Source organism: Thiomonas sp. DCM-2, assembly GCF_056820905.1.
Map to the genome: position 1 here is coordinate 325135 of NZ_CM165962.1, position 16111 is coordinate 341245.

Annotated in this window: 18 protein-coding genes; 8 read left to right on the forward strand and 10 right to left on the reverse strand. The window is 66.6% G+C overall.

The window, feature by feature from the left end; translation table 11 throughout:
• Positions 1 to 168: 168 nt before the first annotated feature.
• Positions 169 to 1080: a LysR family transcriptional regulator gene (locus AC1ZQA_RS01620; RefSeq protein ID WP_482679262.1), complete on the forward strand. Its 912-nt coding sequence runs from the start codon at positions 169 to 171 to the stop codon at positions 1078 to 1080.
• 16 nt (positions 1081 to 1096) lie between these two features.
• On the opposite strand, the gene AC1ZQA_RS01625 is transcribed toward AC1ZQA_RS01620, so the two are convergent.
• From AC1ZQA_RS01625 to AC1ZQA_RS01635, 3 genes are all read right to left on the reverse strand, one after another.
• Positions 1097 to 1612, reverse strand: coding sequence for a peroxiredoxin family protein (locus AC1ZQA_RS01625; RefSeq protein WP_482678102.1), 516 nt, complete (start codon positions 1610 to 1612; stop codon positions 1097 to 1099).
• Positions 1613 to 1729: 117 nt separating this feature from the next.
• On the reverse strand, positions 1730 to 2326 hold the full coding sequence (locus AC1ZQA_RS01630) for a phospholipase D family nuclease (RefSeq protein WP_482678103.1): 597 nt from the start codon (positions 2324 to 2326) through the stop codon (positions 1730 to 1732).
• 89 nt (positions 2327 to 2415) lie between these two features.
• The gene (locus AC1ZQA_RS01635; RefSeq protein WP_482678104.1) at positions 2416 to 2715 is read right to left on the reverse strand and encodes an SWIB/MDM2 domain-containing protein; all 300 of its coding nucleotides are present in this window, start codon (positions 2713 to 2715) and stop codon (positions 2416 to 2418) included.
• A gap of 418 nt (positions 2716 to 3133) precedes the next feature.
• Between AC1ZQA_RS01635 and AC1ZQA_RS01640 the strand changes: the two genes are divergently transcribed.
• Positions 3134 to 3607, forward strand: a complete 474-nt coding sequence (locus AC1ZQA_RS01640) for a c-type cytochrome (RefSeq protein WP_482678105.1) — start codon at positions 3134 to 3136, stop codon at positions 3605 to 3607.
• A gap of 49 nt (positions 3608 to 3656) precedes the next feature.
• On the opposite strand, the gene AC1ZQA_RS01645 is transcribed toward AC1ZQA_RS01640, so the two are convergent.
• Both AC1ZQA_RS01645 and AC1ZQA_RS01650 read right to left on the reverse strand, forming a co-directional pair.
• Positions 3657 to 4853, reverse strand: a complete 1197-nt coding sequence (locus AC1ZQA_RS01645; RefSeq protein ID WP_482678106.1) for an aminotransferase-like domain-containing protein — start codon at positions 4851 to 4853, stop codon at positions 3657 to 3659.
• The gene (locus AC1ZQA_RS01650) at positions 4844 to 5785 is read right to left on the reverse strand and encodes a DMT family transporter (protein WP_482678107.1); all 942 of its coding nucleotides are present in this window, start codon (positions 5783 to 5785) and stop codon (positions 4844 to 4846) included. Before AC1ZQA_RS01650 ends, AC1ZQA_RS01645 begins: the two co-directional genes overlap by 10 nt.
• A gap of 98 nt (positions 5786 to 5883) precedes the next feature.
• Between AC1ZQA_RS01650 and AC1ZQA_RS01655 the strand changes: the two genes are divergently transcribed.
• Complete coding sequence (locus AC1ZQA_RS01655; protein WP_482678108.1) at positions 5884 to 7353, forward strand: aminotransferase-like domain-containing protein; 1470 nt, start codon at positions 5884 to 5886, stop codon at positions 7351 to 7353.
• A 51-nt stretch (positions 7354 to 7404) separates the two neighbouring features.
• Here the strand turns inward: AC1ZQA_RS01655 and AC1ZQA_RS01660 are convergent, their stop codons facing one another.
• From AC1ZQA_RS01660 to AC1ZQA_RS01680, 5 genes are all read right to left on the reverse strand, one after another.
• Complete coding sequence (locus AC1ZQA_RS01660) at positions 7405 to 8526, reverse strand: 3-deoxy-7-phosphoheptulonate synthase (RefSeq protein WP_482678109.1); 1122 nt, start codon at positions 8524 to 8526, stop codon at positions 7405 to 7407.
• A gap of 457 nt (positions 8527 to 8983) precedes the next feature.
• The gene (gene aspS / locus AC1ZQA_RS01665; RefSeq protein WP_482678110.1) at positions 8984 to 10807 is read right to left on the reverse strand and encodes an aspartate--tRNA ligase; all 1824 of its coding nucleotides are present in this window, start codon (positions 10805 to 10807) and stop codon (positions 8984 to 8986) included.
• A 74-nt stretch (positions 10808 to 10881) separates the two neighbouring features.
• Entirely contained in the window at positions 10882 to 11520 is a 639-nt protein-coding gene (locus tag AC1ZQA_RS01670; RefSeq protein ID WP_482678111.1) for a DUF502 domain-containing protein, read from the reverse strand.
• Positions 11521 to 11614: 94 nt separating this feature from the next.
• Positions 11615 to 11884 carry an FmdB family zinc ribbon protein gene (locus AC1ZQA_RS01675; RefSeq protein ID WP_482678112.1) on the reverse strand — a complete coding sequence of 90 codons (270 nt, stop codon included), beginning with the start codon at positions 11882 to 11884 and terminating at the stop codon, positions 11615 to 11617.
• A gap of 181 nt (positions 11885 to 12065) precedes the next feature.
• A complete protein-coding gene (locus AC1ZQA_RS01680) occupies positions 12066 to 12659 on the reverse strand; it encodes a type II secretion system protein N (RefSeq protein WP_482678113.1) in 594 nt (197 codons plus the stop codon).
• 116 nt (positions 12660 to 12775) lie between these two features.
• Between AC1ZQA_RS01680 and gspG the strand changes: the two genes are divergently transcribed.
• The 5 genes from gspG to gspK all read left to right on the forward strand — a co-directional run bounded on the left by gspG (position 12776) and on the right by gspK (position 16029).
• On the forward strand, positions 12776 to 13243 hold the full coding sequence (gene gspG / locus AC1ZQA_RS01685) for a type II secretion system major pseudopilin GspG (protein WP_482678114.1): 468 nt from the start codon (positions 12776 to 12778) through the stop codon (positions 13241 to 13243).
• Between the two features lie 46 nt (positions 13244 to 13289).
• Positions 13290 to 13862 (forward strand): pilus assembly FimT family protein, encoded by a 573-nt coding sequence (locus AC1ZQA_RS01690; protein ID WP_482678115.1) that lies wholly within the window; start codon positions 13290 to 13292, stop codon positions 13860 to 13862.
• 107 nt (positions 13863 to 13969) lie between these two features.
• Positions 13970 to 14320, forward strand: a complete 351-nt coding sequence (gene gspI / locus AC1ZQA_RS01695; RefSeq protein WP_482678116.1) for a type II secretion system minor pseudopilin GspI — start codon at positions 13970 to 13972, stop codon at positions 14318 to 14320.
• Positions 14321 to 15058 (forward strand): PulJ/GspJ family protein, encoded by a 738-nt coding sequence (locus tag AC1ZQA_RS01700; protein ID WP_482678117.1) that lies wholly within the window; start codon positions 14321 to 14323, stop codon positions 15056 to 15058.
• Entirely contained in the window at positions 15055 to 16029 is a 975-nt protein-coding gene (gene gspK, locus AC1ZQA_RS01705; RefSeq protein WP_482678118.1) for a type II secretion system minor pseudopilin GspK, read from the forward strand. The genes AC1ZQA_RS01700 and gspK overlap by 4 nt, the downstream gene beginning before the upstream one ends.
• Positions 16030 to 16111 lie beyond the last annotated feature (82 nt).

Genomic DNA, 16111 nt, shown 5'->3' on the forward strand with positions numbered 1-16111 from the left:
CGCCGGTCTGCGGGATGGGATGCAAGGCGCACACCGCAGCCATAGCCCAAGCGATGACGAAGATGTGCAACACAGCAGACCGCCTGCAGACCGGATGCGCGGCGCACCAGGGGCTTGTTCAGTGTTGCCTAAGATTGATGACTTTCCCAGATGCCATTTCCGGTCAAGATGGACAAACTCAAACAGTTGGAGACCTTCGTTGCGGTGGCGACCAAGGGCAGCCTCACGGCTGCTGCGCATGCCGAGGGGGTGGCGCCGGCCATCATCGGCCGCCGCATCGATGCGCTGGAGGCGCGGCTGGGCGTGAAGTTGCTGCTGCGCACCACCCGCCGCATCAGTCTGACCGATGAGGGCAGCGCCTTTCTGGAGAATTGCCAGCGCCTTCTGGCCGATCTGCAGAACGCGGAAGCCAGCGTGAGTGCCGGCGGGGTGAAGGCCAGCGGACATCTGCGCATCACCGCGCCTGCCGGGTTTGGCCGCCGTCACGTCGCGCCGCTGATTCCCGGCTTTCTCGATCTGCATCCCGAGGTCACGCTGTCGCTCGATCTGACCGACCGCCTGGTCGATCTGGTCAACGAAGGCTACGACTGCGCCGTGCGCGTGGGCGACCTGGCCGACTCCTCGCTGGTCAGCCTGCGGCTGGCGGACAACCGTCGGGTGTGTGTGGCGGCCCCAGGTTATCTGCAGCAGCACGGCACTCCGGCGACGCCGGCCGATCTGTCTCGCCACAACTGTCTGGCGTATTCGTCAGTGGGGAGCCAGCCGCGCGGCTGGATGTTCCAGTCCGGGGGCGAGGTCATGCACATCCGGGTCAACGGCCGCATGGACTGCACCGACGGCGCGGTGCTGCACCAATGGTGCCTGGAAGGCCGGGGCATCGCCTGGCGTTCCTACTGGGAAGTGGGCAACAGCCTGAAAGAGGGCAAACTGGTGGCTCTGCTCGAAGAGTACGCCGCGCCGCCCAACGGCATATTCGCGGTATTCACCCAGCGCAAGCACCAGCCGCTGCGCCTGCGCCTGTGGCTGGACTATCTCAAGCTGCATTTCTCGCAGGCCAAGCGCGCCCAGCCCGACACTTGAGCGCTGGCCGCGCGCGTCAGGCCTTTTGCGCCAGCAGGTTGTCGATGAGCTGGTGCAGTTCGGCAAAATCGGGCGTACCGACGTACTGCTTGACGATATGCCCCGACTTGTCGATGAGAAAACTCGTGGGCGTCAGGCGCACATCCTTGAACGCCTTGGCCGTCTGGCCGCTGGCATCGAACGCGACCGTGAACGGCAGTTGGCGCTGCTGCACGAAATTGCGCACGAAGGACGGGTTGTCGTAGCTCATGGCCACTGCAACCAGGTCGAAACCCTTGGGATTGAGCTGGTCGTAGGTCTTGACCAGTTCCGGCATCTCACCGACGCAGGTGGTGCAGCTCGTTGCCCAGAAGTTCACCAGCAGCACCTTGCCGCGATAGGCGGACAGATCGACCGACTTGCCGTCGAGCAGGCTGAAGCTGGCGTTGGGCGCCACCGGCTTCTGATCCAGCGCGGACCAGCCAAGATAGCCACCGATGGCGACAACGGCCAGCACCACGGCGGCGATGAGCGATTTGGACAGAGATTTCATGGGTGTGGATTGAAACGGCGCAATGCCGATAGAGCCAAATTTTAGGCCGTGCGAACCTGATGTCGCGCCTACCCTGCGCCCGACACGGCAATTCAGGACATCGGGCGCCGCGCACCTTCAGTAGGGCAACTGGACAGGGCGCCCCAGGTCCCAGTTCCGCTGCCAGTCGGCCAGGTAGCGCGCGGCCAGCTCGGGTGCGTTCCACACCACCAGCACGTTTTCCGCATTGCGATGCGCGGCGGCGTAGGTGTAGTTGAAGCTGCCGGTCTGCACCGTGCGGCGGTCGATCACCATGTATTTGTCGTGAAAGATGGCATAGGCGTCGATGCTGCGCACTGCGATATCGCCATTGCGCAGAATGCCGATCGCATGCCGGGCGTAGCGGGCGTCCTCATCCAGATTGCCTTTCCAGTCCAGCAGCACCTGCACCCTGACACCGCGCTTCTTCGCCTGCACCAGCGCCCGTGCCACATCGGACGAAGTGAGCAGATAGGCTGCCATGTGAATGCTGCTGTGCGCCTGGTCGATGGCCTGGATCACCAGTGCCAGCGCATCGCCGGAGGGCGAAAAAGCGCTCGACACCGCGGCGCCCTGCGCCAGCGCTGTGGCTTGCGGCGCGCGCGTCTGAGCGGGCAGGACGCAGGCGGCACCGAGGAGCGCACCGAGAAGGAGCACGCGGGCCAGATGGCGTGCAGGAAGCGGCTTGATCTGCATGGTGAGAGGGTGCAATGAAAAAGCCCGGCATGGCCGGGCCCGGGGCGGCGGGCGGTGTCAGCCCGCGGCCGCATCACAGCAGCGTTGCCTTATTTCAGGTGCGCGCTGACCAGCTTGGTCATCTCGAACATGCTGACCTGATCCTTGAGAAAAATCGGCTTGAGCTTGGCGTCGGCGTTGATCATGCGCTTGTTCGCCGCGTCCTGCAGCTTGTGCTTCTTGATGTATTCCCACAGCTTTTTCACCACTTCGGTGCGCGGCAGCGGGGTGGCGCCCACCACGGCGGCCAGATGCGCCGACGGCGTGAGTGGCTTCATGAATGCCGCGCTGGGTTGACGGGTTGTTTTGGCGGCGGTCGCTTTTTTTGCCGCAGGTTTTGCAGTGGCCATATTGAGTGCACTCCGAGAAGTTGAGCTTTTGTTCCGCTTGCTTGTCGTCCGGCCTGGGGCCGGCCACAAACAGCGCGGATGTACCGTTGTCATGGAGGCGGGCCTGGAAGCTCCATGCCCGCTGAAATATTGAGCTGATCCAGACCTCCCGGACCTGCATTCCTGCGCCCCGATCGGCGCTACATCGCCGGAGGATCGAACTCAATCCTGCGCATATTAAGCCGTGCGCGCCGCTGACCGCCGTGCGCGCGGCATTTTTTTGCATTTGCCCTGTCGTTTTGTTGCCTTGTCCACCGTGGCGCTGCGCATGCAGGGGTTCTGCAGCGGCCCGTACTTTTTCTTACACTGCACGCGCCATTCGGCCCCCGCCGGGCAGAATGCGCCCCTCCATCCATCCATCCCAGCAAGGAGTTTGTCGATGAACCCAGCCACGCTTCACCCGAAGAAGATCATTGCCGCCGTGCTCGCCTGCGGCATTCTGGCCGCAGTGCCGGCGTATGCGCAGTTCGCCAAGCCGGAAAAGGCGGTGCAGTATCGCCAGTCCGCGTTCGTCATCATGGGCACCAGCTTCGCGCGCCTGGGTGCCATGGTGCAGGGCAAGGCGCCGTTCGATGCCAAGGCCGCGGTGGAAAACGCCGAGATCGTCGCGATGATGTCGCACCTGCCGTGGCAGGCGTTCGGCCCGGGCACCGACCTGCCGAACTCGCATGCCAAGCCGGCGATCTGGAAAGAGATGGACAAGTTCAAGGCCGACGCCAACAAGCTGCAGGACATGACGCCCAAGCTGGTGGCCGCAGCCAAGACCGGCAAGCTCGACGAGATCAAGGTGGTGTTCGGCGAGACCGCCAAGACCTGCAAGTCCTGCCACGACAGTTTCCGCGAAGAGCTTTGATCGCCTGACCACGGTTGACGACAAACCCGCCGCTGGCGGGTTTGTCGTTTCAGAGGGCCAGAGCCGGGTCGCTGCGCGCGCTTGCGTCCCGCGCAGCAGCAAACAGTTCGCCCAACCGTGCGATTGCGGTGTCGATCTGCTGCGGCGTTGCGGTGGCGTAAGACAGACGCAGGGTGTTGCGCGGCGCTGGCGCCGTGGCGTAGAACGCCGTGCCCGGCACGTAGGCCACCTGGCGTTGCAGCGCCAGCGGCAGCAGCGCGGTGGCATCTGCGCCTTCGGGCAGGCGCAGCCAGAGAAACATGCCGCCTTGCGGCACGTCCCAGTGCACTCCCTCGGGCATGTGGCGGGACAGGGCGGAAAGCATGGCGTCGCGCTGGGCACGATACAAGGCGCGGATGCGGGGCAGTTGGGCATCGAGCAGGCCATCCTCCAGCACCTTGAGCACCAGGCGCTGGGTCAGGCTGGAGGTCTGCAGGTCGGCAGCCTGGCGCGCCAGGGTCATCCTGGCGATGACGTGCCGCGGCCCGTGCACATAACCCAGACGCAGTCCTGGCGACAGCACCTTGGAAAAGGTGCCCAGCACAATGCTCTGGCCTGGAAGCTGTGCGGCCAGCGGCGCGGGCGGCGGGCCATCGAACCACAGTTCGCCATAGGGGTTGTCTTCCACCAGGGCGATGGGGCTGCCGTGCAGCGCCTGCGCCCATTGCGCGCGCCGCGCGGCGCTCATGGTCTGGCCGGTGGGATTGCGGAAATTGGGTTGCAGATAGACCATGCGCGCGGATGCGTCCAGCGCGGGCAGCGGGCCCTCAGCGTCCTGTTCCAGATCGACGCACTGCGGGGCATACGGGGAGAAGGCCTGCAGCGCGCCGAGGTAAGTGGGGCGTTCCACCAGCACGGTGCTGCCGGGGTCGATCAGCACCCGGCCGACCAGATCCAGCCCTTGCTGCGAACCACTGGTGATCAGCACCTCGTCGGTCGTCGCTGCAACACCCTGCGCACGCAGCTGCGCGGCGACCCATTCGCGCAGCGGCGCAATGCCCTCGCTCGGGCCATACTGCAGGGCGCCGTGCGCCTGCGTGGTGAGTACCTCTGCGCAGGCAGCGCGCAGTGCGTCCACCGGAAAGCTGGTCTCCGCGGGCAGGCCGCCGGCCAGCGAAATCATGCCCGGCTGTTCGGTCAGCGCGAGCAGTTCGCGGATGGGCGACGGGGTGTAGTGACAGCTGCGCTGCGACAGAATCATGCGCATGAGGAACTCCGTTGGGATGGGACAGAACGCGCGGCATGCACCGGCATGCGCCGCGCCAGGAACACCACGCCGATCACACCTGCGGCGAACAGCAGGGTGATGGCGTCGAGCGCTTCGCGCAGCAAGGCCGCTGCCGCGAGCATCGACAGAAAAGGCTGCAGCAACTGCAGTTGCGAGACGCGCACCGTGCCGCCGAGCGCCAGCGCGCGATACCAGGCGAGAAAGCCAAGCCACATCGACACCACCGACACATAGGCGAATCCGCCCCAGGCGGCGGCGTGTATTGCAGCGCTGGGCCGCAGCCACCACGCGGCGGGCAGGGTCAGCGGCAGACTGAGCACCAGCGCCCAGCTGATGACCTGCCCGGCGGGGCGAGTCTGCGAGAGATGACCGCCCAGCGCATAGCCCACCGCGGCAGACAGCATGGCGCCGACCAGCAGGCCGTCGGCCAGGTGCAGTTGCAGTGAACCCGCTGCCTGTCCATGCAGCAGGGCGTAACCCATCACCAGCGCCGCACCGACCGCGGCGCAGATCCAGAAACCAGGCGATGGCCGCTGCCGCGCCAGAGATGCGCCGACCGCTGCGGTGAACAACGGCAGCAAGGCCAGAATGAGCGAGGCATGGACCGCATCCACCTGGCGCAAGGCCATGGAGGTCAGCAGTGGAAAGCCAAACACCACGCCCGCAGCCATGGCGGCGAGCAAGGCCCACTCGCGCCGCCGCGGCCAGGTGGCGCGCTGCACCAACAACCACAGCGCCGCCAGCACTCCGGCCACTGCGGCGCGACCCAGAGCGACGAATTCCGGCGAGAGCTGCGGTTGCGCGCTGGAGCCCACGGCCAGTCGCGTCATCGGCAGCGACAGGGCGAACAATCCGACTCCCAGCAGACCCAGGGCCAGGGCCTTCCAGGCGTCGGGCCGACGCGATGGCATGCGATGTGCGGGTCGATTGATGAATTGCATGCTCCAAAGCTTAGAATCAAAAACCACTACAGAAGCAATACACATTCAATAAACAAAGAAGGCGCTGTATGCGTGATTCCAGCAATACAGAATTGCAGCCTGGCGCAGCCAGTCCGCTGCAGCGCAAGGCCTCGACCACCCTGGCGGAACAGCTCAGTGCGCAATTTGCCGCCCGCATCCGCAACCGCCTGCTCCCGCCGGGCAGCCGCCTGCCCTCGGTGCGCGACTGCGCACGTCACCACAGCCTGAGCACTCAGACGGTGGTGGCGGCTTACGACCGGCTGCAGGCGCAAGGGTTGGTGGAAGCACGTCCACATCGCGGCTATTTCGTGCGCGCTTCGGCGGATGAGCTGCCAACAACGGCGCTGCGCGATCGCACGCCCGACCCAGCGGCCCCACTGACCGCACCGACGCACGCCACGGCGCTGGTGCGCGGCATGTTTCATCAGATGGGCACGGGCTCGGGTGTGAGCCTGCGGGGCGCGCCCGGCTCTGGCGTGTTGCCCGCGCAGTGGCTGGAAAGCCCGGCCCTGGGCGCGGTGCTGCGGCGCGTTGCCCGTGCCGGTGAACTGGAGCAGGCTTCGCTGCACTACGGCCATCCGATGGGTGACCCGCTGCTGCGCGAGGCGCTGTCAAAACAATTGGCCGCCCTGTCGCTGCACGCGCCGGCGCAGCAGATCGTCACCACTGGTGGTGCGTCGCAGGCGCTCGATCTGGTGCTGCGCGCACTGACCCGGCCCGGCGACGCGGTGCTGGTGGAAAGCCCCGGCTGGGCCATGCAGTTCGCGCAGATGGCGCATCACGGTCTGAAGCTGCTGCCGGTGCCGCGCGGGGCGGACGGCCCCGACCTCGCGGTGCTGGAGCAGCTTGCCCGCGCCCATGCGCCGCGGCTGTTCATCTGCGTGAGCGTGCTGCACAACCCCACCGGGCAAAGCCTGAGCGCGGCCAGTGCCCACCGCGTGCTGCAGCTGGCGCAGCGCCACGGCTTTCAGGTGGTGGAGGACGATGTGTACGCCGCGCTGGCCGAGGCGGGCAGCCCGCGCATGAGTGTGCTCGACCAACTGGAGCACACCATCTACCTCAGCGGCTTTTCCAAGATTCTCGCCCCGGGCTGGCGCGTGGGCTTTGTCGCTGCCGCGCCCGCGATCGTCGAACGCCTGATCGACCAGAAGCTGCTGGCCGTGCTCACCACCCCGGCGTTGACTGAGCGTGCGCTGGCGCACCTCCTGGAGCAGGGCCAGTTGCGCCGCATCACGCAGCAGGTGCGCGACCGCCTGGACGCGGCGCGTGCCCGCGCCGTGCGGCTGGCGGAGAAGGCGGGCTGCCGTTTCGTCACCCCGCCGCGCGGTCTGCTGGGCTGGGTGGACACCGGAGCGGATACCGCCATGCTGGCGCAGCGCCTGCTCGACGCGGGTTATCTGCTCGCGCCCGGCCAGCTGTTCGACCCGCTGCAACAACCCACCACCCGCATGCGCATCAACTTCACGCAGACGCAGGACGAGGCGTTCTGGCGCGCTTACGCCGCGGCACGGGGTTGATCGCCCGGCTGCCCCCCGACCTGTGCCCGATCCGCGCCAGAGCTGCGTCTCTCAGGCCGCTGCAGCGCGCCGCTTGCGCACGGCTTCGGCCAGTTCGTGCAGCAGCGGCACGGTGTCGTCCCAGCCCAGGCAGGCGTCGGTAATGGACACGCCAGGCGCCAGCGGCTGGCCCGGCCTGAGATCCTGCCGACCTTCGCACAGATGGCTCTCCACCATGACGCCGATGATGCGCCGCTCGCCTGCGGCGATGCGCTGCGCAATATCGCGCGCCACCTCGACCTGCCGACGCGGCTGCTTGGCCGAATTGGCGTGCGAGCAATCGATCATGAGCTGCTCGCGCAGCCCGGCCTTGGCCAGCACGGCGCAGGCGGCGTCCACCGAGGCGGCGTCGTAATTGGGCGCCTTGCCGCCGCGCAGGATGACGTGGCAGTCGCGGTTGCCGCGGGTCTCGAAAATGGCGGCCACGCCCATTTTGGTCATGCCCATGAAGGCATGACCGCTGGCGGCGGACACCATGGCGTCTGCCGCCACCTGCACGCCGCCATCGGTGCCGTTCTTGAAGCCCACCGGACAGGACAGGCCGGAGGCGAGCTGACGATGGCTCTGGCTTTCCGTGGTGCGGGCACCGATGGCGCCCCAGGCGATCAGGTCGCTGAAGTACTGCGGCGACAGCAGATCGAGAAATTCGGTGCCCGCAGGCAGGCCCAGGGCGTTGATCTCGAGCAGCAGCTGCCGCGCCCGCCGCAATCCTTCGTTGATGCGGAAGCTGCCGTCCAGCCGCGGGTCGTTGATGTAGCCCTTCCAGCCCACCGTGGTACGCGGCTTCTCGAAATACACCCGCATCACCACGATGAGGGCATCGTCCAGAGTTTCGGCTTCGGCCTTCAGTCGCGCCGCGTAGTCCATGGCCTGACCGTGATCGTGGATGGAGCAGGGCCCCACCACGACCACCAGCCGGTCGTCACGCCCCTGCAAGGCTGCTGCAATGTCCGCCCGGCTGCGCTCGACCACCGCTTCCACCGTCTCGGTGACCGGCAATTCTTCGAGCAACAGCGCAGGCGACACCAAGGCCCGCACCGCCTTGATGCGGGTGTCGTCGATGCGGGTGGTATCCAGCGTGGCGTCTTGCGCGCCGGCCTCATGGTCGTGGGTGGGGTCGTCGATGCGGGGCATGGGTGGTGGGTCAGCAGATGGTGAAGACAATCGGCGGTACCCTCCCTCCGAGGGGGAGGGAGGAGTGTTTTCGTAGAGCGATATTCCGGTCCCTGGTCTTCCCAAATCCATTTACGGCGGAGGGCGCGCCGGTCTGGCAGCTTGGCTGATCGGCAGCGGTACTCACATGCGATGTGGATTAGCGCCTGTTCACGCTATTGGTGCACCCGCGCCGGGGGTCTGGGCGGATGCAATGCGAGGCGCAGGCCGCGCCGTGGTGTATTGCACCACAAGCGGACTGCAACGTAGCAGTGCGCCGCCCAGACCCCCGGCCCGCAGGGTTGCCCCCAGGCGGGGATGGATGCAAGGCGGAGGCCAGGGGCAAGGCTGGACGCCTTGCCCCTGGCTGACAACGCCGCAGACGCACCGCCTGGGGGCAACGCGGGTGCACCAATAGCGTGAACAGGCCCTAGCCGTCTCAAGCCCCCGGCTGCGGATTGCGCAAGCGGATGTGCAGCTCCTTCAACTGCTTTTCATCGACCGGACTGGGCGCGTTGGTCAGCAGGCACTGGGCGCGCTGGGTCTTGGGGAAGGCGATGACATCGCGGATGCTCTGGGCGCCGGTCATCAGGGTGACGATGCGGTCCAGGCCGAAGGCGATGCCGCCGTGCGGCGGGGCGCCATATTGCAGCGCGTCGAGCAGGAAGCCGAACTTGGCGCGCGCCTCGTCGGTGCCGATCTTGAGCGCGGCAAACACCTTGCTCTGCACCTCGGCGCGGTGGATGCGCACCGAGCCGCCGCCGATCTCCCAGCCGTTGAGCACCATGTCGTAGGCTTTGGCGATGCACTTCTCGGGGGCGCTGTCCATCAGCTCTTCGTGGCCGTCCTTCGGGGCGGTGAACGGGTGATGCACAGCGGCCCAGCGCAGGTTGTCCTCGTCGTACTCGAACATCGGGAAGTCGACCACCCACAGCGGCTTCCACGCGTCTTCGAACAGGCCGTGGGCCTTGCCGAAATCGCTGTGGCCGATCTTCACGCGCAGTGCGCCGATGGCATCGGCGACGATCTTGGCCTTGTCGGCGCCGAAGAACAGCAGGTCGCCGCTTTGCGCGCCGCTGCGCTGCAGAATCGCCGCGATCGCCGCGTCGTGCAGGTTCTTGACGATCGGTGATTGCAGGCCCGGCCACCGTGAGGAGCCATCCTGGCCCGGGCCCTTGGAGGCATCGTTGACCTTGATCCAGGCCAGCCCCTTGGCACCATAGATCTTGACGAACTCGGTGTAGGCGTCGATCTCGCTGCGGCTCATCTCGCCGCCGCCGGGCACGCGCAGCGCCACCACGCGGCCGCCGGGCGTGGTGGCCGGGCCTGAGAACACCTTGAAGTCCACGTCGCCCATCACATCGGTGAGTTCGGTGAACTCCATCTTCACCCGCAGGTCGGGCTTGTCCGAGCCGAAGCGGTCCATCGCCTCGCCATAGGTCATCACCGGGTAGGGGTTGGCCAGTTCCACGCCGAGCACGTCCTTGAATACGCCGCGGATCATGGTCTCGAACAGATCACGGATCTCCTGCTCGCTCAGGAAGGAGGTTTCGCAGTCGATCTGGGTGAACTCGGGCTGGCGGTCGGCGCGCAGGTCTTCGTCGCGGAAGCACTTGGTGATCTGGTAGTAGCGGTCGAAGCCCGAGACCATCAGCATCTGCTTGAACAACTGGGGCGACTGCGGCAGCGCGAAGAACTCGCCGTCATGCACCCGGCTGGGCACAAGGTAATCGCGTGCGCCTTCGGGTGTGCTCTTGGTCAGCATGGGCGTTTCGATGTCGATGAAGCCCTGGGCATCGAGAAAGCGGCGCACGGCCATGGCAACCCGGTAGCGCAGCTTGAGGTTGTGCTGCATCTGCGGGCGCCGCAGGTCGAGCACGCGGTGGGTCAGCCGCGTGGTCTCGGACAGGTTGTCGTCGTCGAGCTGGAAGGGCGGCGTGACCGAGGTGTTGAGCACGGTGATGTCGTGGCACAGCACTTCGATCCGGCCCGAGGTCATGCCCTCGTTTTCCGTACCCGCGGGACGCGGCCGCACCAGGCCCTGCACCTGGATGCAGAACTCGTTGCGCAGGTCTTCGGCAATGGCAAACATCGCGGCGCGGTCGGGATCGCACACCACCTGCACCAGCCCTTCGCGGTCGCGCAGGTCGATGAAAATCACCCCGCCGTGATCGCGGCGACGATGCACCCAGCCGCACAAAGAGACGGTTTGCCCAAGCTGGGCTTCGGTCACCTGACCGCAATATTGGCTACGCAGACTCATGTTGGAAGGGTACTTTCGGGAAACAGGCCCTGCGGGACAGATCCGCAGGCGCAAAATTTGGAGACCAGGGCAGTTCAGTGCACCTGGGGGTTGTTCGGCCCAGTGGGCACGACCACGCCCATGGAGATGATGTATTTGAGCGCAGTGTCCACGCTCATCTGCAGCTCGATCACGTCGCTGCGCGGCAGAATGAGAAAAAACCCGGAGGTCGGGTTCGGCGTGGTGGGCACATAGACACTGACATGATCGCCCGGCAGATGCGCCGCCACCTCACCGCCCGGCATGCCGGTCATGAAGGCGATGGTCCACGAACCCTGCCTGGGGTACTGCACCAGCAGCGCCTTGCGAAAGGCGTTGCCGTTGCTCGAGAACAGCGTGTCCGACACCTGCTTGACACTGCTGTAAATGGTCTTGACCAGCGGGATGCGCGTCATCAGCCCGTCCCAGCGGGCCAGCCACCACTGGCCGACCATGTTGGCCACGGCCAGGCCGGTCAGGAAGATGGCAGCGAGCACCAGCAACACGCCCACGCCGGGAATGCTCACCAGCTTGTCCAGTGCGGGCGCCAGACCGGGGGCCACCGTGCTCAGGGCGCTGACCAGAGCCCGGAAAATGCCGTCGAACACGGCCAGCAGCTGCCACAGCACCCAGATGGTGATGGTCAGCGGCAGCCACACCAGCATGCCGGCGATGAAAATACTTTTCAGGCTCATGGAACGAAACAGCCTTCCGGGGCGCGGAAGGCGTGGGGGTCAGGGGATCGGCGTGGTCGCCACGGCAAGCCGTGGCGCCACGAACGCAAACCAATCAGTGGCAGGCGCACGACGCTCCACAGGCTGCAGGCGCAGAGGCGTCTGCGGAGGGTGCTGCGGCAGTTGCGGCAGCGGTACCGGCACCGCCCTTGAAATCTGTGGCATACCAGCCCGAACCCTTGAGCTGGAACCCGGCCGCAGTGACCTGCTTGTGCAGCGCCGGTTTGCCGCAGTGCGGGCAAACGGTCAGCGGGGCATCGGACATTTTTTGCAGTGCGTCCATCGAGTGGCCGCAGGCATCGCATTTGTAAGCGTAGATCGGCATGGTTGAAATCCTGAGAAGTGGGTGAGCGCCGAACAGGGCGTTTCTTGTGCCAGATGCGGGCAGATCGGCGCAGAACAATAGGCCCATTATAAAAATGATGGGCGCCAGCAGCGGGCGGGCGCCGTCCGCTTGCTGCGGAGTGAGCCTTGAACCGACGCCAAGCCGCGCGCCAGAGGGGCTTCTAACCTTCGTTGTCCGTCCGGACTGGGGCGATATTGGCCGGAGCAATGCCAGGGGGTGCAAGGGCGGGCGGGGTGAACTCGGGCAAGCGCGGTGCATAACTGGGCAAGCCCGATCCGCCGGTCTGCGCGTTCTGCGGATCCATCTTGAGTTCCTGTCGCACGCCGTCCCGCTCCAGCCAGACCATCTTGTAGCCCGTGGCGCGCAGGATCACACCGGGTGACACGGCGTCGCCAACGCGCACCGCGCGCGGCGGCTTGCCGTCGATGCCGATCAACGCCGAGCCGGCGTCGCCTCCCGCAATCACGCCATAGAGCCGAAAGCGGCTTGGCGCCTGTGCGGCGCTTGCCGCGCTCACGGGTTCGGCGCCGAACAGCCGCGCCGCCTGCTGCGCGGCCTGATCGGGCGACAGCGCACCGATGAGCTGGGCATCGGCTGGAACGGGTTGCGACGTGGACAGCAGCCGCAAGCCCCAGGTGACCGCCAGCGCCGCAGCGGCGAAGGCCAGCGCCAACGCCAGAGCGAACGCCACTCTGCGGCTGTTCCGGGAAGAGACGCCGTTCACCGCAGGGTATTGGATCGAGGTTCGCAACATGGCACCCTTATTATCTGCGCAGACGGAGCCCCCCGGGTTGGCCAGCGCCCAGCCCGCCCCCGTGGGGGACCAGGAAACCTGGGGCGACCCGGCGTTTTCTCATGAGGTGAGGATCGATGGACTCTGCTTTGAATTGTGCAACACCCAGCGCGGCACCTGCGCCGTCAACGCCGCGCAAGGCACGCGGCTTCACCCTGATCGAACTCATGGTGGTGCTGGTCATCATGGGCGTGCTGGCAGCGCTCATCGTGCCCAACATCATGGGCCGCACCGACGAGGCACGGCAGACGGCGGCCAGGACCGACATTGCCACCATCATGCAGGCCCTCAAGCTGTACAAGCTCGACAACGGCATCTATCCCACCCAGCAACAGGGCCTGCAGGCGCTGGTGGTCAAGCCCAGCACCCCGCCCATCCCCAACAACTGGAAGCCCTATCTGGAAAAACTGCCCACCGATCCCTGGGGCAATGCCTATCAATATCTCAATCCGGGCGTGAAAGGTCCGGTGGATGTGTTCAGCTACGGGGCGGACGGCAAACCCGGCGGCGAGGGCGCCAATGCCGACATCGGCAGCTGGCAGTAGGCCGAGCGGCAGCGTCGGTGCCGCCGATCGGTTTCAGCCGCGGGTGATGGGGACGCTGCGCCGTCATGCCGCGCACGGCTTCACCCTGCTTGAAATGCTGGTGGCGCTGGTCATCGTCGGCATGGTGACCGCGCTGGCCGCATTCGCCTTGCCGCCTTCCGAAAACGCGCAGATGCAGCGCGAGGCGCAGCGGCTTTCCGCCCTGTTCGACGCGGCGCGACAGCATGCAGCCGAAACCGGTGTGCCCCTGGCCTGGGCCAGCGGACCCGGCGGCTATGCCTTCGTGCAGATCGGGCCGCAGGGCTGGGAGCCGGTGGATTCCGACCTGCTGCGTCCACGGACCTGGCCCTGGCTGGGCGGGCAGCGTGACATTCCTCCGCGAGACTGGCGCAGCGCGCTGGGCGGGCAGCCGCGCGAAGCGGCCTACTCTGCCGGAACCGTGACGGTCAGCCTGCGCGAAGGTGGGGTGCGCAGCCTGGGCACGCCGCCGAGCTGGCTGCTGTTCGGCTCCGAACCGGTGGGCGGCCCGATCCAGATCGTGCTGTCCGACGGTGCCGAGCGCGACAGCATCCAGACCGACGGCTTCGCGCCCTTCGAGGTCAGCCGCAGCAGGTCATGACCACGCCTGCTCCATCCCCCTGCCGACCTCTCCCATGCCGTGAGGGAAAGGCGCTTGCTCCCTCCCCAGGCGTGGAGAGGGTTCGTGACGCAACCGAGAAGATTTGGTTGCGTGGATTCACCCTGCTCGAAGTGCTTGTTGCGCTCGCCGTGGTGGCAATCGCCCTGCTCGCGGCCATGCGCGCCGCTGGCAATGTGAGCGACAACGCGCAGCGCTATCGCCTCACCGTCCTGGCCGAACAGTGCGCGCAGAATTATCTGGTCGATCAGCGCCTGAGCAAGACCTTTCTTGCGGTCGGGCAGAGCACCAGCGCCTGCACGCAGGCGAATGTGCCCTTCACCGTGGCGGTCGATGTCATGCCCACGCCCAACCCCAACTTCCGCCGCGTGCAGGTCAATGTGCTCGACACCAGCGGCTGGAGCGCCTGGCAGGTCATCACCATCATCGGGAACCTCTGAATGGCGCGCCCAGCCGGGCTGTCCGGCTTCACCCTGATCGAGCTGCTGGTGGCGGTCACCATTCTGGCCGTCGTCGCCGTGCTGGGCTGGCGCGGGCTGGATGCCGTGGCGCGCAGCCGCGATGACGCCGCCAGTGCATTCGCGACCAGTTCACGCCTGGCCGACGGCATGCAGCAGCTCGGCGACGATCTGCGCCATGCCACATCGGAGGGCGCCGGTCTGCCCGCGGTCAGCCTGCTGGGCGGCGGGCTGTTCATCGTGCGCCGCCCAGCCCAGCCTCTTGGCGGCGATGTCCGCACCGATGTCAGTGCGGATGTCGGGCTGCCGCCGCAGGCCGGGCAACTGCAGGTGGTGCGGTGGACGGTGCAGAACGGCGCGCTCATGCGCAGTGCCAGCCCGCCCAGCGACAGCCGCGCCACGCTGCAGGCCGCTCTGCAGAACCCGACTGCGCCGCTGCTGACCATTCTTCCCGGCGTGGTCGACATGCAGATCCAGTTCTACCGCTACGCCGGCATCGGGCTGCTGCAGCAATCAGGTGCCTGGGTCAATCCGGGCACGGCGGCCAATGCCGCGACACCGACCGCACCGGCCGCGTCGGCCAGCGCGGCGGCGGCCACGGCCATCACCCTGGCGGCCAGCAATGTCACACCGGCCGCAGTGCGCGTGCGGCTGCAGTTTGCCGACAAGCCGCTGGCGGGCGCGTTGCAGCGCGACTTTTTGCTGGATGACCACGAGTGAGCGGCACGACGAGCCCCCAGCGCGGTGCTGCGCTGATTACCGCCATGCTGATCGCCGCGCTGGCGGCGGTGATGGTGTCGGGCATGTTCTGGAGTCAGTGGAGCGCCATCGCCCGCGAGCAGACCGCGCGCGAGCAGACGCAGGCACGCTGGATTCTGCGCGGCGCGATCGACTGGGCGCGGCTGATTCTGCGTGAAGACGCCCGCAACTCCACGGCAGACTATCTCGGCGAACCCTGGTCGGTGCCGCTGGCCGAAGCGCGGCTGTCCACCTTTCTCGCCGCACGCGGACAGGACAGCGCGTCGCTGCCGGACGCCTGGCTCGAAGGTCGCATCGTCGATGCCCAGAGCCGCTTCAATCTGCGCGATCTGGCCCCGGCGGGCACGGTCGATCCGCAGGCGCTTCTCGCTTTTCAGCGCTTGTGCGCCGCGCTGCAACTGCCGCCCGGCGTGGCTGCGGACATCGCCAACGGCATGGCCGCCAGCAGCCCATTTCGCGCCTCGACCCAGAGCAATGTTGCAAATTCGCCACTTCCGCTGCAGCAGTTGCAAGATCTGGTGCGGCTCGGACCGGGCGTTGCCCAGGCGCTGCCCAAGCTGGCGCCGGAAGTCACCTTGCTGCCGCAGGCCACCCCGGTCAACGCCAACACCGCCAGCCCGCTGGTGCTGGCCGCCGTGCTCGGGGTCGATGCCGACACCGCTCAGTCCCTGGTCGAAGCGCGCAAGCGCGCGTATTTCCGCAATCTCGGCGATATTTCCACACTGTTGCCGCAGGGCGCGACGGTCAACCCGCAGCTGGTGAGCGTGGCCACTGGCTACTTCGACGCCATTGCCCGCGTGCGCATCGACAGGCTGGAATACGCCGAACGCGCACTCATCCAGCGTGCCGGACTGTTCTCCCAGGTGGTGCGCATCCAGCGCGTTCCCCCCTGGTTGGCGGCTGTCCCGGAAGGCGCGCAGAGTGCAAACTGAAGCTCCTTTCGCGTGCAACCTTTCAAGAATGCGTTGCAACATCGCGTTTTCCTTGTACATTTTCTGAAACAAAGCGTCCCTA